This is a genomic window from Nocardia ignorata NBRC 108230, assembly GCF_001612905.1.
Classification (GTDB): Bacteria; Actinomycetota; Actinomycetes; order Mycobacteriales; family Mycobacteriaceae; genus Nocardia; species Nocardia ignorata.
In genome coordinates this window covers 1-21,489 of record NZ_BDBI01000017.1, presented here as the reverse complement: position 1 = coordinate 21,489, position 21,489 = coordinate 1, and the positions used below count along the sequence as shown (strand labels likewise).

General features: G+C 65.9%; 20 protein-coding genes and 1 pseudogene. 12 read left to right on the top strand and 9 right to left on the bottom strand.

Annotated features, from left to right (window positions below; translation table 11 throughout):
* Positions 1-27 precede the first annotated feature (27 nt).
* On the bottom strand, positions 28-1,056 hold the full coding sequence (locus NI2_RS15120) for an NAD(P)/FAD-dependent oxidoreductase (protein WP_067491654.1): 1,029 nt from the start codon (positions 1,054-1,056) through the stop codon (positions 28-30).
* An 82-nt stretch (positions 1,057-1,138) separates the two neighbouring features.
* Here NI2_RS15120 and NI2_RS15115 point away from each other — a divergent pair, with 82 nt between their 5' ends.
* Positions 1,139-1,723, top strand: coding sequence for a helix-turn-helix domain-containing protein (locus tag NI2_RS15115; protein WP_067491263.1), 585 nt, complete (start codon positions 1,139-1,141; stop codon positions 1,721-1,723).
* Positions 1,724-1,726: 3 nt separating this feature from the next.
* Here the strand turns inward: NI2_RS15115 and NI2_RS15110 are convergent, their stop codons facing one another.
* Positions 1,727-2,362, bottom strand: coding sequence for a TetR/AcrR family transcriptional regulator (locus NI2_RS15110; protein ID WP_067491261.1), 636 nt, complete (start codon positions 2,360-2,362; stop codon positions 1,727-1,729).
* A gap of 68 nt (positions 2,363-2,430) precedes the next feature.
* Here NI2_RS15110 and NI2_RS15105 point away from each other — a divergent pair, with 68 nt between their 5' ends.
* From NI2_RS15105 to NI2_RS15090, 4 genes are all read left to right on the top strand, one after another.
* Entirely contained in the window at positions 2,431-3,984 is a 1,554-nt protein-coding gene (locus tag NI2_RS15105) for a flavin-containing monooxygenase (protein ID WP_067491259.1), read from the top strand.
* Positions 3,981-4,814, top strand: coding sequence for an SDR family NAD(P)-dependent oxidoreductase (locus NI2_RS15100; RefSeq protein ID WP_067491257.1), 834 nt, complete (start codon positions 3,981-3,983; stop codon positions 4,812-4,814). The genes NI2_RS15105 and NI2_RS15100 overlap by 4 nt, the downstream gene beginning before the upstream one ends.
* A 25-nt stretch (positions 4,815-4,839) precedes the next feature.
* Positions 4,840-5,793: an alpha/beta hydrolase gene (locus tag NI2_RS15095; protein WP_067491255.1), complete on the top strand. Its 954-nt coding sequence runs from the start codon at positions 4,840-4,842 to the stop codon at positions 5,791-5,793.
* A 92-nt stretch (positions 5,794-5,885) separates the two neighbouring features.
* On the top strand, positions 5,886-7,679 hold the full coding sequence (locus tag NI2_RS15090; RefSeq protein WP_067491253.1) for an AMP-dependent synthetase/ligase: 1,794 nt from the start codon (positions 5,886-5,888) through the stop codon (positions 7,677-7,679).
* 65 nt (positions 7,680-7,744) lie between these two features.
* Here NI2_RS15090 and NI2_RS15085 read toward each other — a convergent pair whose 3' ends face one another.
* Entirely contained in the window at positions 7,745-8,455 is a 711-nt protein-coding gene (locus NI2_RS15085; RefSeq protein ID WP_067491251.1) for a cutinase family protein, read from the bottom strand.
* Between the two features lie 171 nt (positions 8,456-8,626).
* On the opposite strand from NI2_RS15085, the gene NI2_RS15080 reads away from it, so the two are divergent.
* Positions 8,627-9,250: a Uma2 family endonuclease gene (locus tag NI2_RS15080; RefSeq protein ID WP_067491249.1), complete on the top strand. Its 624-nt coding sequence runs from the start codon at positions 8,627-8,629 to the stop codon at positions 9,248-9,250.
* On the opposite strand, the gene NI2_RS15075 is transcribed toward NI2_RS15080, so the two are convergent.
* Positions 9,189-10,700 carry a DHA2 family efflux MFS transporter permease subunit gene (locus NI2_RS15075; RefSeq protein ID WP_067491247.1) on the bottom strand — a complete coding sequence of 504 codons (1,512 nt, stop codon included), beginning with the start codon at positions 10,698-10,700 and terminating at the stop codon, positions 9,189-9,191. The genes NI2_RS15080 and NI2_RS15075 overlap by 62 nt on opposite strands.
* Positions 10,701-10,882: 182 nt before the next feature.
* On the opposite strand from NI2_RS15075, the gene NI2_RS15070 reads away from it, so the two are divergent.
* The 5 genes from NI2_RS15070 (at position 10,883) to NI2_RS33805 (ending at position 14,322) form a co-directional block, all read left to right on the top strand.
* The gene (locus NI2_RS15070; RefSeq protein WP_084476439.1) at positions 10,883-11,569 is read left to right on the top strand and encodes a DUF4328 domain-containing protein; all 687 of its coding nucleotides are present in this window, start codon (positions 10,883-10,885) and stop codon (positions 11,567-11,569) included.
* A gap of 8 nt (positions 11,570-11,577) precedes the next feature.
* Positions 11,578-12,024 (top strand): WXG100 family type VII secretion target, encoded by a 447-nt coding sequence (locus NI2_RS15065; RefSeq protein WP_133733834.1) that lies wholly within the window; start codon positions 11,578-11,580, stop codon positions 12,022-12,024.
* Positions 12,018-12,320, top strand: a complete 303-nt coding sequence (locus NI2_RS15060; RefSeq protein ID WP_067491241.1) for a WXG100 family type VII secretion target — start codon at positions 12,018-12,020, stop codon at positions 12,318-12,320. The genes NI2_RS15065 and NI2_RS15060 overlap by 7 nt, the downstream gene beginning before the upstream one ends.
* Positions 12,321-12,640: 320 nt before the next feature.
* Complete coding sequence (locus NI2_RS33810) at positions 12,641-13,924, top strand: hypothetical protein (protein WP_133733835.1); 1,284 nt, start codon at positions 12,641-12,643, stop codon at positions 13,922-13,924.
* 2 nt (positions 13,925-13,926) lie between these two features.
* Positions 13,927-14,322: a DUF6188 family protein gene (locus NI2_RS33805; RefSeq protein ID WP_133733836.1), complete on the top strand. Its 396-nt coding sequence runs from the start codon at positions 13,927-13,929 to the stop codon at positions 14,320-14,322.
* 415 nt (positions 14,323-14,737) lie between these two features.
* Here the strand turns inward: NI2_RS33805 and NI2_RS15055 are convergent, their stop codons facing one another.
* The 3 genes from NI2_RS15055 to NI2_RS15045 all read right to left on the bottom strand — a co-directional run bounded on the left by NI2_RS15055 (position 14,738) and on the right by NI2_RS15045 (position 17,925).
* On the bottom strand, positions 14,738-15,325 hold the full coding sequence (locus NI2_RS15055) for an SMI1/KNR4 family protein (protein WP_067491239.1): 588 nt from the start codon (positions 15,323-15,325) through the stop codon (positions 14,738-14,740).
* A gap of 123 nt (positions 15,326-15,448) precedes the next feature.
* Positions 15,449-17,011, bottom strand: coding sequence for an acyl-CoA carboxylase subunit beta (locus NI2_RS15050; protein WP_166655724.1), 1,563 nt, complete (start codon positions 17,009-17,011; stop codon positions 15,449-15,451).
* An 89-nt stretch (positions 17,012-17,100) separates the two neighbouring features.
* Positions 17,101-17,925, bottom strand: a complete 825-nt coding sequence (locus tag NI2_RS15045) for a glycine betaine ABC transporter substrate-binding protein (protein WP_166655725.1) — start codon at positions 17,923-17,925, stop codon at positions 17,101-17,103.
* 226 nt (positions 17,926-18,151) lie between these two features.
* Between NI2_RS15045 and NI2_RS15040 the strand changes: the two genes are divergently transcribed.
* A complete protein-coding gene (locus NI2_RS15040; protein ID WP_243749743.1) occupies positions 18,152-19,072 on the top strand; it encodes an ABC transporter substrate-binding protein in 921 nt (306 codons plus the stop codon).
* Positions 19,073-19,166: 94 nt separating this feature from the next.
* Here NI2_RS15040 and NI2_RS15035 read toward each other — a convergent pair whose 3' ends face one another.
* Both NI2_RS15035 and NI2_RS15030 read right to left on the bottom strand, forming a co-directional pair.
* Positions 19,167-20,387: an NAD(P)-dependent malic enzyme gene (locus NI2_RS15035; protein ID WP_067491231.1), complete on the bottom strand. Its 1,221-nt coding sequence runs from the start codon at positions 20,385-20,387 to the stop codon at positions 19,167-19,169.
* 427 nt (positions 20,388-20,814) lie between these two features.
* Positions 20,815-21,489: pseudogene (locus tag NI2_RS15030) on the bottom strand (pyridine nucleotide-disulfide oxidoreductase); the annotation flags it as partial.

Genomic DNA, 21,489 nt, shown 5'->3' with positions numbered 1-21,489 from the left:
CACCGTTCGATGCGCCGGGACCGGAACTCATCCAGTGACAGCGGCACCTTCCGAAGCCCGGAGCCGCTCGACTGCCGCGGCGGTGTCGGCCATCACCAGCTCCGCGTTGATCTGCGCGCCCGCCATCGCACCGGCCGCCGCGGCCGCACCGACCTGCGCCATCGGGTCGGTGGCGTTGCCCGCGATCCACACGCCGGGGACCGAGGTGCGGCCGGTGGGGTCGGCGGGGATGTGGTCGCCGACTCCGCTCGGGTGGGGTTGCGGGGTGAGGCCGAGGTCGGCGAGGAAGGTGGCACGGGTGCTGAAGCGGGGGCCGACGACCAGCGCGTCCCGGTCGATGACCGTGCCGTCGGCAAGCCGGACGCCGCTCAGCTTTCCGTCGTCGGCGAGCACCTCGACCACCTCACCGCCGACCACGCGAACACCCCGTGCCGCAAGCTTTTCCGCGTCTTCGTCAGTCGCGGGAGCCGTGTGCGACAGGAACACGATGTCGTCGGTCAACTGGGTGAACAGCAGCGCCTGATGGACCGCCATCGGGCCGGTCGCCAGGACCGCGATCCGCTGGTCGCGCACCTCCCAGCCGTGGCAGTACGGGCAGTGCAGCACGTCGTGCCCCCAGCGTTCGCGGAGCCCGGCGATCGGCGGCAATTCGTCGGCGAGCCCGGTAGTGACGAGGATGCGCCGCGTGAAGACGGACCGGCCGTCCGCCAACTCCACCCGGAATTCGCGGGAGGCGTCATCATTTCCGGGCGTATCGGAGGAATGACCCGCCCCGGTGGCGGAGTCACCAGCGCGGTCGACAGCGACCACCTCGCCGGTCACCACGTGACCGCCGTACCCGCGCACTTCCTCACGCCCGAGCGCGACCAGCTCCAGCGGCGGCATCCCTTCCCGCCCCAGCAGCCCGTGCACCCCGTCGGCGGGCGCGTTACGCGGCGCACCGGCATCGATCACCAGCACCGATCGCCGCTGCCGCACCAGCATCAACGCACCGTTCAGCCCGGCGGCACCCCCGCCGATCACCACCACGTCGTAGCACTCGTTCAGCTCTGTCATGTCGACCTCCTTCTGGAATTCACAGTGCACCAACGGACGAAAAACTGGCAAGCATGTTTGCCGCTATGGCAAACTGGTGGACATGGACGACCTCGAACAGACCCTCGACTCGGTCGGCCCCCGTCTGCGCGCCCTGCGCAAACAGCGCCAGACCACCCTCGCCGACCTGTCCACCGAGACCGGAATCTCGGTGAGCACCCTGTCGCGCCTGGAATCGGGCGACCGCAAACCCACCCTGGAACTACTACTTCCCCTGGCCAAGGCACACGGCGTCACTCTCGACGAACTCGTCGACGCCCCACCCACCGGCGACCCACGTATCCACCTACGCCCGGTGACCCGGCACGGCATGACGATGCTCCCGCTCACCAAACGCGCGGGCGGTATCCAGGCCTACAAGATCGTCATCCCCCCGGGTGCGCGCGACCGGCCCGACACACCCCAAACGCACGAGGGCTACGAATGGCTCTACGTTCTCAACGGCCGTCTACGCCTGATCCTCGGCGACCACGATATCGTCCTCACCCCCGGTGAGGCAGCCGAATTCGACACCCATGTCCCGCACTGGTTCGGCGCGGCCGACAACCAGCCCGTCGAATTCCTCAGCCTGTTCGGCAAACAGGGCGAACGCGCCCACTTCCGCGCCAAACCGCGCGAGAACGGTTGACGCTCAACCCCGCAGCGCGGAGATCAACGCGGGACTGAGCGCGAGCGCGGGCAACGACTCGACCAGTAGATCGACCAAAGACTCACGGCTGATGGGCTTTTCGACCATCCAGGTCAGAATCGTCTCCTCCACGAACGCGATCCAGCCGCGGATCGCGAGGGTGAGCCGCGCCAGGTCGGGGTCGTCGGGCGGCAGCGGCAGTTCGCTGACGATGAGATCGGCGATGGCGCCGCGGGTCTCGTTGACGTAGTCGGTCATGTCGGGGGTGCGGCTGGCGGGTCCGCGCAACACCGAGTGGTAGGCCGCGGAATGGCCGATGGCGTAGTCGACGAACCGTTCGATCGAATCGCGCAGCATGTCGAACAGCGACAACTCGCGATCGGGCATGACGGCGGCATAGAACTCGGTGCTCACATGCCGCGCGATCGCCTCGTGGAACTCCTGCTTGGAGGCGAAGTAGTGGAACAGCAGACCCCGCGAGATGCCCGCCTGCTTGGCGATGTCGTCGACCGAGATGTCCTCGAGCGGTCGATCGGCCAGCATCTCGGCACCGAGGTGGATCAGCTGCAGTCGCCGCTCCTCCGGGCCGAGCCGGACACGCTTGGTCGCTCCCGAACTTCTGCTACTCACATCGACCATCCTAGCCACTACTGAACTATGCTCAATAGCTGTTGACTCCGGCTCAATAGCGACGTAGTCTGCATTACATGAGTCGCAAGGTTACAGACAATGTTGTCGAACCCCGAACCGTGGACAACCGCGCCCGCCACGTGAAGACGATCATCATCGGCAGCGGTTTCGCGGGTCTCGGCCTGGCCATCCGCCTGTCCCAGCAGGGTCGCGAGGACTTCCTCGTGCTCGAGCGGGGCAGCGAGGTCGGCGGCACCTGGCGTGACAACACCTATCCGGGCGCCGCCTGCGACGTGCCATCGCACCTGTACTCGTACTCCTTCGCGCTGAACCCGGACTGGACCCGCTCGTTCTCGCGCCAGGGCGAGATCCAGGCCTACATCAAGAGCGTCGCGGAGCGCTACGACGTGCTCGACCGGCACGTCTTCGACTGCGACGTGCGCCGCGTGCACTGGAACAACGAGACCAGCCGCTGGGAGATCAGCTCCACGCAGGGCGAATTCACCGCCGACACCGTCGTCAGCGCGGTCGGCGCCCTTTGCGAGCCCGCGCTGCCCGACATCAAGGGCATCAACGAGTTCGAGGGCGAGATCTTCCACTCCGCGCAGTGGAACCACGACGCCGACCTCACCGGCAAGCGCGTCGCCGTGATCGGCACCGGCGCCTCGGCGATCCAGATCGTGCCCGCCATCGCCGACAAGGTCGCCACCCTCGACGTCTACCAGCGCACCGCCCCCTGGCTGCTGCCGCGCATGGACCGCCCCTACCTGCTGCCCGAGCGCCTGGCGTTCAAGCACATTCCGGGCGTGCAGCGCCTCAGCCGGGCGGCCATCTACGCCGCGCGCGAGACCCAGGTCGTCGGCCTGGCCAAGTTCCCGGTGCTGATGAAGGGCTTCGAAGCCCTCTCGCGCGCCAAGCTGCAGCTCGAGATCCGCGACCCCGAACTGCGCAAGAAGGTCACCCCGAACTACCGGATCGGCTGCAAGCGCATGCTGATCTCCAACGAGTACTACCCGGCGCTGGATCGCGACAACGTCGACGTGATCACCGACGGCATCGCCGAGGTGAAGCCGGGCTCGATCGTCACCGAGGACGGCACCGAGCGCGAGATCGACGCGCTGATCGTGGCCACCGGCTTCCACGTCACCGATTCGCCGACCTACAACAACATCGTCGGCCGCGACGGGCGCACCCTGTCGGAGGTGTTCGACGAGATCGGTCAGCAGGCCTACAAGGGTTCGGCGATCGCGAACTTCCCGAATATGTTCTTCCTGGTCGGCCCGAATGTGGGCCTGGGGCACACCTCGATGGTGTACATGATCGAATCGCAGATCAATTACGTCAGCGATGCCCTGGCTACCATCGACAAACTCGCCCTGAAAACTGTCGAGGTGCGCGAGGACATTCTGCGCGAGTACAACACCGGCTTGCAGAACAAGCTCGCCAAGTCGGTCTGGAATACCGGCGGCTGCGCCAGCTGGTACCTCGACAAGCACGGCAACAACACCACCCTGTGGCCGGACTTCACGTTCGAATTCCGCAGGATCACAAAGCATTTCGACGTTTCCGCCTACAATACGACAACCGCAGACGCCCCCGGCGCCGATCTGAAAGTGGTGGCAGCACAGTGAGCAAAGATGCTTACTTCACGAACAAGGTATGTGTGATCACCGGTGCCGGCTCCGGCATCGGGCGCGCGCTGGCCGAGAACCTGGCCAAGCGCGGCGCCAAGCTGGCACTGAGCGATATCGACACCGAGGGCCTGGCCGAGACCGTCCGCCGGTGCGAGGCACTGGGCGCGCAGGTGAAGTCCGACCGGCTCAATGTGGCCGAGCGCGAGGCCTTCCTGGTCTACGCCGACTCGGTGAAGCAGCACTTCGGCGTGGTGCACCAGGTGTACAACAACGCGGGCATCGCCTACCACGGCGACGTGGTGAAGACCGAGTTCAAAGACATCGAACGCATCATGGACGTGGACTTCTGGGGTGTCGTCAACGGCACCAAGGCGTTCCTGCCGATGCTGATCGAGTCCGGTGACGGCCACGTGGTCAACGTGTCGAGCCTGTTCGGTCTGGTCACCGTGCCGGGCCAGGCGGCCTACAACTCGGCCAAGTTCGCGGTGCGCGGCTTCACCGAGGCGCTGTACCAGGAGATGAAGATCTCGAAGGCGCCCGTGCAGGTCACCTGCGTGCACCCCGGCGGCATCAAGACCGCTGTGGCCCGCAACGCCACCTACGCCGAGGGCATCGACGGCGCCAACACCGCCTCGCTGTTCGACAAGTACCTGGCGATCCACAGCCCGGAGATGGCCGCGCAGACCATCACCGAGGGTGTGCGCAAGGGTCACGCGCGCGTGCTGATCGGCTGGGAGGCCAAGCTGCTCGACGTGAGCGTGCGCTTCCTGGCTTCGGGCTACAACCGGATCTCGGCCGCTGTCAACGGCCGCTTCATGCCGCACTGACCCTCTCGAGATCCAGGAAAACGCCATGCGCGAGTTCAAGATTCCGCTGCCGGTGGTTCGCGCGCTGCTCGATCCGGTCTTCCGGGTGACGCTGCACGCGCGACTGCCCGTCGCCGTGCAGCGCACCCTGCTCGACGTGTCCTCCCGGCTGCAGTTCATGCCCGACGGCGCCGTCGTGCAGCAATTGCAGCTGGGTGGGCGGCCCGCCGAGCGGGTGATCGCCGAGATCGCGATCCCGGGTTCGCGTACCCGGGCCGTCCCGCCGGAGCGCGCGGCGGGCGCGATCCTGTACCTGCACGGCGGCGGTTACGTGGTCGGTTCGCTGGCCACCCACCGCTCCCTGGTCGCCAGGCTGGCGCTGGAGAGTTGCTGTGCGGTGTACTCGCTGGACTACCGGCTGGCGCCCGAGCACCCCTTCCCGGCCGGCCTCGATGACGCGGAGGCCGCGTTCCTGGATCTGGTGAACAATGTCGGCTACCAGCCGGATCAGATCTGTCTGGCCGGCGATTCGGCGGGCGGTGGACTCGCACTGGCGCTGGCCCAGCGGCTGATCGAACGCCACAAGATGACCCCGGCCGCGCTCGGGCTCATCGCGCCGTGGGTCGACCCCACCGACCCGCCGAGCCGCGACCGTGACCTGGTGATCAACCGGGCGTGGTCGCGCCTGTGCGCCGCCCACTACCTGGGCGACGGCGACGCCACCACAGCGGGTTACGCCCCGCTGTCGGGCAACCTGATCGGCCTGCCACCCACCTATGTGCAGGTCGATGTGAGCGAACTTCTGCACGACCAGTGCCGCACGCTCGTCTCGGCCCTGCGTGGAGCGGGCGTGCACGTCCGTTTCACCGAAACCCGCGGCCTTTGGCACGTCGCGCAACTGCAGGCCGCGCTGGTCGCCGAGGCCGCGCTCGCGCTGCGCGAACTCGCGGACTTCCTGCGGGAAGCAATCCAGCCCGTATCGATAGACGACTTACGATAAAGCCAGGTGACGGGCATTTCGGGCGGCGATATCGCAACCGGGCCGAACGTGTCGTAGATTACTGGCGAGTAGAACCCACTGGAAGGGCACTGATGCGAGAGTTCGAAGTTCCGGCTTCCTACACCATCCCGGACGATGCGAACAATTCCGACAACGTCTTCCGCTTCGGCGAGGAGACGCCGAACGCGGTGTTGTTCAACGTTCCGAACGGCAGCGGCGGCTGGAATGACGTCACGGCGGCACAATTCGCGAAAGCCGTCACCGGCGTCGCCAAGGGCCTGATCGCCTCCGGCGTCGAACTGGGCGACCGGGTCGCGATCATGGCGGCCACGCGATACGAGTGGACGCTGCTCGACTTCGCGATCTGGGCCGCCGGTGGCGTGACCGTCGCGATCTACGACAGCTCGGCCGCCGAGCAGGCCAAGTGGATCCTGCAGGATTCCGAGACCAAGCTGCTGGTCGTCGAGAACGACAAGCACAAGGCCACCATCGACGAGATCGACGCCGCGTCGCTGCCCGCTCTCGCCGAGACCCTGCAGATCGACAAGGGCGCCGTCGACACCCTCACCGAGCGTGGTGCCGACCTCGACGACGCCGTGGTGCACGAGCGCCGCAAGCAGGTCGGCGCGGCCTCGCCCGCCACCCTGATCTACACCTCGGGCACCACCGGCAAGCCCAAGGGCGTGCAGCTCACCCACGCCAACCTGTGGGCCGAGTCGCGCTCGGGTGGCATCGAGCTCAGCGCGTTCGTCGCCGAGGGTCAGAAGACCCTGCTGTTCCTGCCGCTGGCGCACGTGTTCGCCCGCGCGGTCGCGCTGATCGCCTTCGATTCCAAGGTGACCATCCGCCACTCCTCGGACTGGACGACCCTGGTCGAGCAGTTCGGTGAGTTCAAGCCGGACTTCATCCTCTCGGTGCCGCGCGTGTTCGAGAAGGTCTACAACTCGGCCAAGCAGAAGGCGCACGACGGCGGCAAGGGCAAGATCTTCGACGCCGCCGCCGAGACGGCCATCGCCTACAGCGAGGCGCTCGAAAAGGGCGGCCCCGACCTGCTGCTCAAGCTCAAGCACTTCGTCTTCGACAAGCTGGTCTACAGCAAGCTGCGTGCCGCCCTCGGTGGGCAGTGTCTGGCCGCCGTGTCCGGTGGTGGCCCCCTGGGCGCTCGCCTCGGCCACTTCTTCCGTGGCGTCGGCGTCACCATTTACGAGGGCTACGGCCTGACCGAGACCACCGCCGCGTTCAGCGTGAACACCCCCACCCACATCCGGGTCGGTTCGGTGGGTCGTCCGATCCAGGGCCACGCCGCCAAGATCGCCGAGGACGGCGAGCTGCTGCTCAAGGGCTCGGTCGTGTTCGCCGGTTACTGGAAGAACGACGAAGCCACCGCCGAAGCATTCGAGGACGGCTGGTTCAAGACCGGCGACCTGGGCGCCATCGACGCCGACGGCTTCATCACCATCACGGGCCGCAAGAAGGAAATCCTGGTCACCGCGGGCGGCAAGAACGTCTCCCCCGCCGTGCTCGAGGACTCCCTGCGCGCGCACCCGCTGATCAGCCAGGTGATGGTCGTCGGTGACGGTCAGCCGTTCATCGGCGCCCTGATCACCCTCGATCCCGAGGCCCTGCCGGGCTGGAAGGACCGCAACGGTGTCGCCGCCGATACCGCGATCGAGAAGCTGATCGAGAACGAGGCGCTGGTCGCCGAGATCCAGGCCGCCGTCGACGAGACCAACAAGAAGGTCTCCAAGGCCGAGGCCATCAAGAAGATCCGTATCCTCCCGGTCGACTGGACCCAGGAGACGGGCGAGCTCACCCCGAAGATGTCGCTCAAGCGCGCCGTCGTCATGAAGCAGTACGCCGGCGAGGTCGACAAGATCTACAGCTGACGTAGCTGAACAGAAAAGGCCGGTTGCTTTGTGCAACCGGCCTTTTCGTTGTTCTCGATACGTTTTCAGAACCGCTGGGCCGCGAATTGGGCTGCGGTGACGGTCATTCCGTTGACGCTGTAGAGGGTGTGCAGGGCATTGGGGTAGGCGAGCGGGGAACCGTCGCAGATGTTGTCGCCGTCGATGCACAGGTCGATGGTCTTGTTCCGGTAGGACGCGCCGATCGACAGTGCGGGGGCCGCCGCGTCACGCAGGAACCGTTCGGAGGGTTTGCCGAACAGCACGACGGCGGCGACGTGCTCGGCCACCTCGGCCCGCATCGGCTCGGGCAGGTACTGCTCGTATTCCGGCGGAACCCCCTCGGGCACACCGGCACCCGTCGCGAACCCAGCCAGCGCCGCACCCTGCGAATACCCGCCGAGCACGATCCGCGTACCGGGACAATTCGCCGCGACGAACTCCACCCGCCGCTGTGCGTCATCGATCCCGCGCACCACCGACTGCGCGAACCCGAGCCGATCCGCGAAATCACTACTGGCCGGATAGTCGACCCCATAAACCCCCACCGACCGCCCACCGGCATTCGCCCGTAGCGCCTCGACAAAGGACATTCCGGTCACCCCGACCACCCCACCCGGCTCCGCGGTCCCCCGCGCGAACACCACCTCCACATCGGAACACGGCGCCGCGTACGCGGACTGGATGGGCGATACCACTGGAATCGCGGCTGCCAGGAACACTGCAGACACGAATCGACGAAGAGAACGTGCTGTCATGCCGCGCAGACTACCTACCGGCGGCGCTGACCAGCCCCTTTCCACACCGACTCGCCGACCGACGATCGATAACGCGCGGGCCCCGAGCCCTCGAGAAGCTGCAACACCTGTTGAACTTGCTGGCAAGATAGTGGATGTTCGTGCACGAAGCAGCACAACCTAGGAGCGCGTGTGTCCGCCATCTTCGACTGGGCGACCAGCGACAACTTGCAGCCGGAGCCGGTCACCCTGGAGATCTGGCGCAAGCTGTCCGAGGACTACTGCCGTCAGGTCGAGGTGGTCAACGGTGACATCGTGCGCGCGGAATCGCCGAATCGCGCTCATCAGAAGGCCGCGCGACGCTTGGCCGACCTGGTGGAAGCCGCCGCGCTCGCACATGTCAACCGATGGGGTGGGTGCCTGGATGTAGACACCGACTTCGATGTGGTGCTGTGGGAGTTTCCCCGAGTCACCATCCGCCGTCCTGATGTCGCATTGTTCGACTGCGCACCGAACGATCTGCGCCCGCTGCCCGCGTCACTGGTGAAGATCGCGATCGAGGTGATCTCCCCCGGCACCGAAATGGTGGACAGCGCCGACAAGAAGACCGAATACGCCCTGGCCGGAATCCCCTGGTACTGGCTGGTGTGGGTGTCGGACAACAGCGTCAGCATGATCAAGATCTTTGTCCTCGACCATGTACAGGGGCAGTACGTCCCGCACCTGGAGTTGCAGCCTGCCGACGGTGATTCCGTTATCGAGGCGCCGGTCCGCTGCCAGATCGATTGGAAGCGGTTGAGCGACCTGGTGCTGTGACGGCGACTTCCGGTTTCGCCGCCGACTTCGCGTGGCCGACGAACAGAGCCGAGGCGAGCACGCCCACGAGCAGGATCGCGGCGGGCAGCAGCATGGACTGGGCGAGCGAGGTACTGAATTCGTCGATGACGTGGGGTGGGAGGGGACCGGTGCTCGCGCCCTCACCGATCGGGGCATCGCCGCTGAGTCCGTTGGCGCTGAGCCGGGCGGCGATGAGGGCGCCGATGGCGGCACTGCCGAGAACCGAGCCGACCTGGCGGGTGGTGTTGTAGACACCCGCGCCCGCACCGGCCTGGGTGACCGGCAGATTGTGGGTGGCGGTCGAGGCGAGCGGAGCCCAGATGCAGGCGTTGGCCAGACCGGCGAGACCGCCGACGATCAGGAACGCCACGATCGACGAATCCGGCTTCATCAGCACGGCGAAACCGACGATGGAGGCGGCGAACAGTGAGAAGCCTGCTGTCGGAATCAGGCGAGGCGGTAATCGGTCGGCGAATTTCCCGATGAACGGCGCCGCGATACCGGTGACGATCGCCATCGGCGCGAACATCAGTGCCGACGTGGTCGGTGACATCTCGCGCACACCCTGCAGATAGAAATAGGCGGGCACCATCATCGACGTGACGGCGGCGCCCATCGCGGCGATCGCCAGATTCGACAGGGCGAAATTGCGGTCACCGAACAAACTCAACGGCACGAGCGGTTCGCCGGTATTACGCGCCTGATTCACGACGAACAGCACGAGCATCACCACACCGAACGCGATCAACGCCCAGATCCACGGCGCCCAATCCTGCGCGTTGCCTTCCTGGATACCGAAAACCAGGGCGAGCATGCCGATACCGCTGAGCAGCACACCGACGAAGTCGAACTTGTGCTTGCTGGTCGGCAAGGCAGGTACCAGCCACATCGCCAGGCCGAACGCGATGACACCCACCGGCAGGTTCACGAAGAAGATCCATTCCCAGCCGAGCCCGTCGACCAGGACGCCGCCGAGAATCGGGCCGATCAGCGTCGCCAGACCGGCCACCGCACCCCACAGGCCCATGGCCGCGCCGCGCCGGTCCGGTGGGAAGGTTCGGGTGATCACCGCCATCGTCTGCGGTGTCATCAGCGCGGCGCCGATCCCCTGGGCAGCGCGGGCCGCGATCAGCATCCCGATGCTGCCCGACAACCCGCACCACAGCGACGCGCCGGTGAACACCGCCAACCCGATCAGGTAGATGTTCTTCGGCCCGAATCTGTCCCCTAATCGCCCGGTGACCAGCAGTGGCACCGCGTAGGTGAGCAGGTAGGCGCTGGTCACCCAGATGACATCGGTGATGTCGGTGTGGAACGCGCTCATGATCGCCGGATTGGCGACGGCGACGATCGTCATGTCCAGCAGGATCATGAAGAAGCCGACCACCAGCGCGAACAGCGCCAGCCATGGATTGCGTTCGGTGGTCATCGATACGTCCTATCGAGGGATTGATCGGGTGACGATCCGGCCGTTCATGATCGTCGCACTGCCGAGCCTAGGCCCGGGCACCGACACGATGCCCGACGAGCACCGGCTGCACCCCTGGATAAGTCCTTCTGGCTGGTCGAGGCTGCGGTAACGTTGGGAAATCTCGACAGGGGGAGTGGAAAATGAGTCGTCCCATAGCTTTTCGTGCCGTGCGTGGGCTCGCCTCAGCCCTGGTCACGCTGATCGCCGTGGTCCTGGTGCTCGAATCGGCCGTGGTCGTGGTGCGATGGCTCGGCTACCTCTCGGTCTCCGGACGCTACGCGGGCACCGTGAGCAGCGCCGAATACAACGCGAGCCGCGACGTCATGATGCCGCTCGAGGTCGGCCTGTGGCTGCTGTCGTTGCTCCTGATGTTCGTCTCGTGGATCGTCTTGGTCGTCTGGATGCTGCGGGCACGCGGCAACGCCCAGATGGTCTCCCCGTCACCTCATCACCTGTCCACACCCTGGGCGTTCTGGGGCTGGGTCGTCCCCGTCGTCTCCCTGTGGTTCCCTCCCCTGTTCCTGCACGACATCGCGAAAGCATCGAGCCCCCAGCAACGCGGCACCCCACTCGTACCCCTCTGGTGGATCACCTGGATCGCCGCCTGGCTCACCTTCTGGACCGGAACCATCCTCACCGCATCCGGCATCTCCGACGACCACGACACCATCCAAACCCTGCGCGACACCGAGGTCGACTCCCTGTTCACCTTCAGCCTCCTCCGCACCCTCGCCGCCCTCCTCTTCATCTCCGCAGGCATCCTCCTGTCGACCACCGTCCTGAAAATCACCCGCACCCAATCCCACTGGACTCCGTCACGCCTCTAAATTAGGACGTGCGTCACATTACTCGCGCAAAAGAAACCATGGACTGGTGCGTCGCGTCCAAATCGGTGAAGCAGCGCAATTTCTCGTTGCTCACACGAAACGCCATCAAAGAGGAGGATCGCATGACTGAAAGCCCAGGCGGGGCCACGTTCGCGATCGTGCCGCAGGAAGTCACGGACGCTGGGCAGTACGTCCAGCAAGTCGCCGAGTCCCTGATCAACGGCTTGAGCTCGCTGGATTCCGAGATCGCCGGCGTGCTCAGCAACTGGCGTGGGACATCAGCCGACGCGTTCACCGCGGGCTGGGCCGAAACCAAGGAGGGCGGTGCTGACGTACTCGACGCGTTGGCCGTGATCGCCGAGCTTTTGGGAGTAACCAGCAAGACCATCGCCCATGAGGACAACTCGGGCGCTAGCAACCTCAGCTCGCTTGACCTTCCGACGTTGAATTGGTAGAGAATTCCCGGCCATTCCGGGTCGATCTGGACGAGCTTGACCAACTCGTCACTCGCGTATCCGGCTTCACCGGTTTCCTCAACGAGAGCCTCGATGGGCTCAAACAGCGCATTGCCGCTGTACAGCAGACGTGGCATGGTCAAGCCGCAGACGCTCAGGATGCGGCCTTCCGTGAGTGGCATCTCGGTGCCACCGAAGTTGCCGAAGGCATCGACGCGATGCGCGCTGCGGTACAGGCCGCACACACCCGCTACACCGCTGCCATCGAGGCCAACCGACAAATGCTCGGCCGCTGATGAGCAGTACGCCTCGCCATCCCGACGGCCTGACCTATGTATGGGCAGATCTCGCTGCTCGGGCTCGACTGACGTCTGCAGGTTGTCGCCAAACAGAACCAAACCCCGTCCGAGCCCTGGTCACCCGGCGGCAGTTGCGATGAGGGCTAGGAGACCAAGGAAACCTTGGCAGCGGGCCATGTCGGTTAGCGCGTCGTCGATCGCGGGGGTTGAAGGCAGCCACGTCGCAGCAGACTCCGTCGAATCGGCTCGTACCATCAGAAGCTCGCCAAATCTATCGAATCCGCGACCGCACTTAAATAAATATTGAGGTATTCACGGTGACCACTCTTGTCGTTGACCCCATGGTGTATTCACTGGCCGGATCATCGCTATATTCGTGGGCGACAGAATATCAGAAGTTCTATTCAGCGCAAATGACCGCACTGTCCGACACGGGCAGCATGGGCGGTAACGTTGGAGAATCGCTGGACTGGTCGAAATCCTACGATACAAATGTCTCCACCGCAATGAACATGACCGAGCTGTTGATCACCGCCATGGGAAACTATGCAAGCATCTTGCAGGAACTCGGTTACAGCTACGCGTACGCCGACTACGAAGAAGGCTCCGGTCGACCCGAACCGATTACCCCGACTCCTTTCGCGCCTACCTGGCTTTCCTGCGTAGTACCGCCACCATCGGCCAGCGGCCCCAATAGTGGCCTATTCGATGATGTCGGTTTCGCGGTTGGCGCATTAGAACAATTCGGCTGTACCATTCCCGACGGCGAGCCACATAAGTTGGAGACCGCCGCGAATGTGTGGTTGAAATTCGCTGGAACATCTGGCGTCGGCAATCTACCGACCTTGCTGGAGAACCTTGCGCGGTCGTTCGACAGTGAAACCGCACCCGAATTGTCCACGGTGGACGATGACATCCGCCATATGAAGGATTCAGCCGAAAGACTCATCGGCCTCTACACTGAACTAGGCAACGCGTGTAATCAACATCGCACCGCTATCCTGGACTTCCGCACCTATCTGGGCCAACTCCTCACTGACCTTGCCCACGATCTGGCTGAAGAGATCGCGGAAACGGTTATTCTCAGCGTGATCGGCGGTGCCCTTACCGCAGGATTCGGAGCAGCGGCGATCGCTGCAGCCAAAGCCGGCAAACTCGCCATCAAACTCAAGAAGTACGTCGACCGTGTTCTCGAAGCCAAACGCCTAGCCAAATTCACAAAAATCCTCGACAAGGTAACCGAAGACGCTCAAGCCAAGAAGTCAGAAATTCAACGCATCGCCGACCTACTTGCCAAACGCCTCGATGAACTTTGGAATAAGCCGTGGAATGCACTGCACAAACGGCCCGACAATGTTCCTGAAGGCTGGGTTTCGAAGCAGGCCAGGGGAGATGGTGTAATCTGGCAGAAGCCGGGTTCCGTGGGCGATGCTGATACAATCAGAGTTATGGCGCCCACTGATAGATATCCAAATGGATACGTCAAATTCACAAATTCACACGGGCAGCCACTGAAACTCGACGGAAAACCTGGATCAAAAGCGGAAACACACTTTGATCTCAATGCCGACGGCACATTCACCCTTCCAAAAGGTTGGTAACCATGAATAGTCTCCCCATTATCGGTTTGCTCTGCAAAATCAAAACTGTCGAGCCGATGCTGTCTGTCGATCTGGGCGCTGGAAAATATCAACTGATGGCAGAATCAGGCGTAGCGGTGCGCAGCACTACTATCAGCGCGTCCGGCGAGGAACCGGCAGAGATTGAAGATGCATTAGTAGCCGCTATTGATAATCGTTTGATCACGAGTGCCCACATCGGCCAAGACGGCTCACTGTCGATGCGCTTGGCCAACGATGTCGATGTAACTTTCCTCCCGGACCCAGATTATGAATCGTGGTGGATAGTCGGAACCGATGGATTCCGTGTCGTATGCCTGCCTGGCGGCGGTCTTGCGGAATGGGATCCCGAGCCCGTATCCAACGACAAACACCTTTAGAAAGCACCACGTCTGAGCATGCTCATCCAGTGCAGGATCTCGAAAATATCAGGTCTGCGAGGCAGTGTGGTATCTGTTCGGACCGGTGACCCGCTCATCAGGGCTTTTTCACACGGATAAGAGCCCAGGAACGTGACGAGATCCTAAGCGAGCTCGAGCAAGACTGTATCACCGCCGGCCTACTCCAGGCGCCTTCCGTAAGTCATGAAAAGGCTCTTGACGGAGGTCGGTGCAGAGCTGATGGATGTCACGCTTTTCGACTAAAGCCCGGTTGGTAATGCCACGCGGGCATAGCCGCTTCCGCCTGACGCAACAATTCATTTCGTTCGATCAGTCCCCTCGCTCGGCATGATCATCATCGACACCGTCACAGCCGTCCGCACGAAAGAGATATCTCCCCCAGTGCCAGAATGCGTCATCTGTGCCAGCGCAGTGTTGCCGCAGTGACGGTGGGGTGGTGGCCGGCGAATGGTGTGCCGGATTCCAGGCTGTTGGCGAGGGTGGTGAACAAGTCGGTGAGGGACGGCCACAACTCGCCCTCCGAGGCGCCGGTGGCGCTGTATTCGGCGATGCAGCCGGAGCGGGCGCCGGGGCGGGTGTCGAGGAAGAGGGTGGAGCCGTCGAGGTCGGCGAAGGGGATGAATTCGGGGAGGAAGAGTTCGCTGGGTGAACCCGCGGGTTCGGCGCTGAAGGTTGCCGGGTCGTAAGCGGCGGCGTACTCGGGGATCCGGTTGCGCTGGTCGTCGATGATCTCCAGCCACAGAGTCCAGATGCGGTGGGCGCCGGACAGGGTGAGCAGGTCGTGGTCGGGGAGGAGGCGGGGCGGGAAGTGGTCGACGTGGTTGAACAGGACGGCGAGGTCGGCGGGGATTCGCTCCCACCAGCCGTGCGAGACGTCGGCGGGATCGTCGTCGCCGGTCGCCACGGGGGCCAGTGTCGACTCCACCCAGTTCTGAACGCGGGTCAGCGGGGCGGTCAGGGCGCGGGCGGGCGAGTCGGTCATAGTCGCCGGTCCCACCGGGAGGGGGTCGAGGTCGATGCGGCGGCTCTGATCGGCATCTTTCGAGTATGGCGTCCGAGGCGGGCCGAATCGTGTTACGCGCCGCGCCAACCGGCCCGCTGTGATCTAGATCGGCGAGATCGTCCGCCGCTTGCCCGGCACCCGGTCGGGGCGGCGGGGCTGGACGCGGCCGAGCGCCTCGAGCAGCAGTTCGCGCGTGCGCGACGGCAGGACGACGTCGTCGATGCCGAACCCGTCGGCGGCCAGCAGCGGGTCGATATTGGCCTGGAAGAGCTTGATGAGCTGGGTGCGGCGCTCGGCGGGGTCGGGCGCGGATTCGTAGTCGGCGCGGAAGGCCACGTCGACGGCGCTGTCGATGGGGATGGCGCAGATCTCGGCGGTCGGCCAGGCCAGCGACAGATCCGCGTCGACGCTTCGCCCGCCGCCCATCACGATGTAGGCGGCGCCGTAGGCCTTGCGGGTGACGATGACGAAACGGGGCACCGTCGCGTTGGCGAGTTCGTAGCCCAGGCGCGCGCTGCGCCGGACCAGGCCGGTTTCCTCGGCGGCGGTACCGACCAGGAAGCCGGGCAGGTCGATGAGGATCAGCAGCGGCAGGCCGAACGCGTCGCAGACGGCCACGAAATGGGCGGCCTTCTCACACGCCGCGCTGTCGAGCGCACCCGCCAGGTGCAGCGGCTGGTTGGCCACCACACCGACCGGGCGCCCGCCGAGGCGCACGAACGCGGTGACCACATTCGGCGCGTTGGTGCGTTTGAGTTCGAAGAGCGTGTCGCGATCGGCCAGGGCCTCGATGACCTCGCGGACGTCGTAGCCCGCACGCAACGAGGCGGGCACTAATGCGTCGATCTCGCCTGCTCGATCGCCGGGTTCGAAGGGAGCCGTGCCGAGCACGGGAGCACCGTCGGCCGACGGCGGGAGGTAGGACAGGTAGAGCCGGATGGCGTCGATGGCTTCGTGTTCGTCGTCGGTGACCACGTCGACGACGCCGCGTTCGGCCTGGATGTCGGCGCCGCCGATCTCGTCGTTGGTCAGGGTTTCCCCCGTCGCGGCCTGCACGAGCGGCGCCGACGACATCCCGATGGTGCCGATCCCCCGCACGATGGTGACGAAGTCGCAGCAGGCGGCGAGGTTGGCGGGCGCGCCGAAACCGGGCCCCATCATGGCCGCCACGATCGGGACGTACCCCGACAGATCGGCCAGCCGCATCAGCAGCCGCGAGCCCGGCGCGGCCAGTCGCGAGTCGAGCGCCTCCTGCATGCGGTGCCCGCCGCCGTCCATCAGCATGACGAGCGGAATCTTGTCCAGCAGTGCGCGTTCAACACACCGGTCGAGTTTGGCCATGCCGGTGGCGCCGTTGCTGCCGCCGAGCACGGTGAAGTCGAACGCTGCCAAAGCGAGCGGGCGGCCGTCGACGTAGGCGATGCCGGTGACCACGCCGTCACCGGGCGCGACCAACGGCGCGGCACCGGCCTGGGCGGGCCCGGGCCCGGCGAGCGCGCCGAATTCGTAGAAGCCGCCGTTGACGAGCAGCGCGACCCGTTCACGCGCGGTCAGCTTGCCGCGGGAGTGCTGCTTGGCGACCTTGTCGGCGCGCGCCTCGTCGGTGACCGCGGCATAGGCCTCGCGCACCCGTTCGATCAGCGGGTCCACCTGGGGATCTGTCACGGCACACCTTTCACCCACGACGGCATCGCTCGTTGCCGCGTCGGTGACGACCCTAGCGTTTTTGGCTCAGTGCCAATAGTCGATCCGGCTCAGAGACCGTGCGCGTTCAACCATTCGCGCGCGGCGTCGGCGGGCGCTGTCCCACTCTCGACCCGTCCGAGCAACTCGACCAGACCCTCGGTGGTCAGCTCGCCCGCCACGTAATTGAGCTTCTTCAGCCGCACACGGTCGAAGATGCCCGAGCGGAACAGCGCGAGAACGTTCTGCGCGCGCAGGTCGTAATTCTTGTCGTCGAGCATGACGAGATCCTCGGTCGCCACGACCGGACCCGACAGCACGGCGACCTGAACGTCCCCGTGGCGCAAGGCTTCGAACAGTTGCGCCGAGGACGGATAACGCACCGTCGCGGCGAAGGAACAGTCCTCGATGCGTGGCGGTTCGGTTGGCGCGAACCCGGGCACCTCGACGAAGCCCGCCGTGGTGTTCGCGCACGTCAGCGCGTCGATGGTGCGCACGTTGTCGCGGGCGGCGGTCTCCTGGGTGACCAGCAGTCGCGCGCGCAGGTCGGTGCCGTCGGCGGCATCCGACAGCGACAGTCCCTGCGGCAGTGCCGCATTCACGGCCGCGCCGACGTCGTCGGGCTTGCGGGCCGACGACGACGGATTCCATAGATCGAGCAGGGCGCCGTTGCGTGCGGGCAGGACGGCGATCCGCCCGGCGTCCAGATCCGCCACGGGCGCGGCGGACTCGGCGGCGACGGCTGTTTCCATGCCCGTGCGAGCCAGGGCCTGGGCGTAGATCTCGGCGAGCACCCTCGCTTCGACCGAACCGTCGGCGCCGACCGTCACCACCGGGCCCGGTTCGTCACCGGCACAGGACGCGAGGGCGAAAACGCAGGTGGCGGCCACCAACACGGCTGCGCTCCGCCGCAGGGCGCCCGAGATCATCCGCCGACACCAACTTTCTGTCTTTGCCGTCAACCCCCGCAATTCGCCGCGACGCGGGGCAATATGAACACCCAGAATGTACCTGCGGCGTCCGCGCCGCACGCACAGCGCACTGCCCGCCTTTGCCGGAAGGACTCCAGTGAGAACCTCTGCACACCGACAATGTCGACCGGCACACCGCATGGTGGTGCGGATGGGCCGGATTCTGGCCGCCGCGGTGGCACTGGCCGCCGCCATGGTGGTGGCATCGTGCGCCGACTCCGAGCAGCAGATGGCCCACGGCGATTGCGCCAGCGACGAATTGATCATCGGCTCGGCCGATTTCCCCGAGTCCGAGACCGTGGCGACCATCTACACCGAGGTGCTGCGGATCAACGGTTTCAAGGTGGCGACGAAATTCGATTTCGGAAATCGCGAGGCGTATCTGCCCGCCGTCCGCCGATGCGTCATCTCACTGGTCCCCGAATACACCGGAAACCTGCTGCGGTACTTGAACAAAGACGCGACCGTGACCACCCCGGCCGAGGTGGATACCGCGCTGAGCAGCGCGCTCGGCGAAGACCTCGCCATCGCCACCCCCGCCCCCGGCCAGAATTCCGACGCGGTCGTCGTCACCCGGGCCACCGCGCAGCGCTGGAACCTCACCACCATCGCCGACCTCGCACCGCATTCGGCCGAGACGACCTTTGCCGCCAAACCCGAGTTCGCCGACCGCCCCGGCGGCCTACCCGGCTTACGCAAGAACTACGGCCTCGATATCAGCACCCAGAATTTCGTCGCCATCGCCGACGAACCGGAGACCGTCCGTGCCCTGACCGACGGCCGGGTCACCGCCGCCGATATCTACACGACCTCGCCGGCGATCATCCAGAACGACCTCGTGGTCCTCACCGATCCCAAGAACAATTTCGCCGCCCAGAACGTGGTGCCCCTCTTCCACGCCGCCAAGAAGACCGACAAAGCCGTCGCGGTCCTCGACGCCGTGTCGGCAGAACTCACCACCGCGGAACTGATTTCCCTCAACACCGCCGTCTCCGGCGCCGCCAAGATCGAACCCAAGGCCGCCGCCCTCGCCTGGCTCACCGCCCGCGGCCTCGACACCCCGATCGCCTAGGCGATTCAGTCGTCGCCGAGCAGCGCACGCACCGGAAGACGACGGCGGCCCCGCTCCTAGGGGAGCGGGGCCGCTGTCGGTTGTGCGTTGCCGATCAGGCGACACCCTCACGGCGCGCGGCCTCGGCCACGGCTTCGGCGACGGCGGGAGCCACGCGCGGGTCGAGCGGGCTCGGGATGATGCGGTCGACGGCCAGTTCGTCGGCGACGACGTTGAAGATGGCGTCGGCGGCGGCGACCTTCATGCCCTCGGTGATGCGGCGAGCGCCCGCGTCCAACGCGCCCTTGAAGACGCCGGGGAAGGCGAGGACGTTGTTGATCTGGTTCGGGAAGTCGCTACGGCCGGTGGCCACGATGGCGGCGTACTTGGCGGCCACCTCGGGGTGGATCTCCGGGTCGGGGTTCGACATGGCGAACACGATCGAGTCGGGGGCCATCGAGGCGATGAGCTCCTCGGGGATGGTGCCCGCGGACAGGCCGAGGAACACATCCGCGCCGGCCAGCGCGTCGGCGGCGCCACCAGTCAGGCCGCGGGGGTTGCTGCGGGCGGCCAGGTCGGCCTTCACGCCGTTGAGGCCGTCACGACCGATGCTCACGATGCCCTTGGAGTCGAGCACGACCACATCGGGAACGCCCGCGGCCAGCAGGATGTTGGCGCAGGCCACACCCGCGGCACCGGCACCGGAGACGACGACCTTGAGCGCCGACATGTCGCGGCCCTGCTGCGCGGCGGCACCCTTGAGCGCGGCGAGCACCACGATGGCGGTGCCGTGCTGGTCGTCGTGCATGACGGGGCAGTCCAGCGCCTCGATGACGCGGCGCTCGATCTCGAAGCAGCGCGGCGCCGAGATGTCTTCCAGGTTCACCGCACCGAAGCTGGGGCGCAGGCGGATCAGGGTCTCGACGATCTCGTCGGGATCGGTGGTGTCGAGCACCAGCGGGATCGAGTTGAGGCCCGCGAACTTCTTGAACAGCGCGGCCTTGCCCTCCATCACGGGCAGCGAGGCGCGCGGGCCGATGTCACCGAGGCCGAGCACGGCGGTGCCGTCGCTGACGACAACGACGAGGCGATCGGTCCAGGTGTAGGTCTTGGTGAGGGCGGGGTCCTCGGCGATCGCGCGGCTCACCTGGGCGACGCCGGGGGTGTAGGCGATCGACAGGTCGCGCTGGGTCTCGAGCGGCGCGCTGAGCTCGACCGACAGTTTGCCGCCGAGGTGACCGGCGAAGATCTCCTCGTTGGTGATAGCAGCGAGGCTGGCTGCGTCATCGGCCTGGGGCGCCGCGGTGGCATTCGGTGCGTCAGTCACAGGTGACACGATTTCACTCCTGCTCGAGTCGGGCTCAACCGGGGGACGGTTACCGCCGGGTTTTTCTGAAAGCCGGGTTTATCTGGAATACGGGATACATGACGCTCATCGGGTGCGCGGCCGCCCGCGTTTCCGGACGGAACCGGATGCGGGGCGCGACACTGAACCGCAGAGCGGAGCCGGACGGGTGGTCCGGGCGAGCAAACGGGTCGACCTTCGGCCACGACGGTGCGTCGCGAGGCGGACGGTCTCCAACATCCCCGAACCCGGCGGTGGCAAGGGAAGGGAATTCGCACCATTCTGCCAGCCCGGTCGACCGGTTGCCAAACCGGTGCGGCGTGTCAACGAGCTGGGCGTCATCCGTCGAGCGTAGCCGTGTCGAATTGCCGTGGAGTTAGCGAAAACTCGCAGCACCGGTGCGGTCGCCGGTGAACAGTCACACCGTGACGGTGGTGTTCGCGGTGAGCTCACCGCCGCGGGGGTCGGGCCGTTGCTCCGGACGCACCCAGACCGCGTCGAGCCCACCACAGCGCAACCGCAGCCGCCACTCGGCCAGCACATCGGGGTGGTCGATGCGCCGGTGGATGCCACGGCTCTCGGTGCGGGCGAGGGCGCTGTGCCCGGCCCACCGGGCGACGGCGAGCAGGGCGGCGGCCTCGCGGGCGCGCAATCGCTCGGCACCGGTGCCGCCGAGCTCGAACCGGGCGCCGGGCCACATGGCGTCGAGTTCGGCGATGCTGTCGGTGAGGCTGTCGGCGCTGCGCCGGAAGCTGCGGCGCAACGGCAAGGTGTGTTCCTGGACGAGTCCGATCACCGAGCGCGGGTCGATGTGGGCGTGTGGACCGAGTCCGGCGCCGGGTGCGGGCGGCAAGGCGACATCGTCACGGAAGGCGGTGGCCGCGCGGGCGGCTCCCTCCCCCGCCCAGCTACCCGAGGCGAGCGCCCAGGCACCACGCAACCCGCCCGAGCACCCTGCTGCCCCTGCGACGACCTCACGACCGGCGACACCGCCCGCGGCGAAGAGCCCGGGCACGGTGGTCGCGCAGTCGGCGCCGGCGAGGGCCAGCCCGCCGGAGCCGCGCACGGTGCCGTCGAGCACCGCGCGCACCGG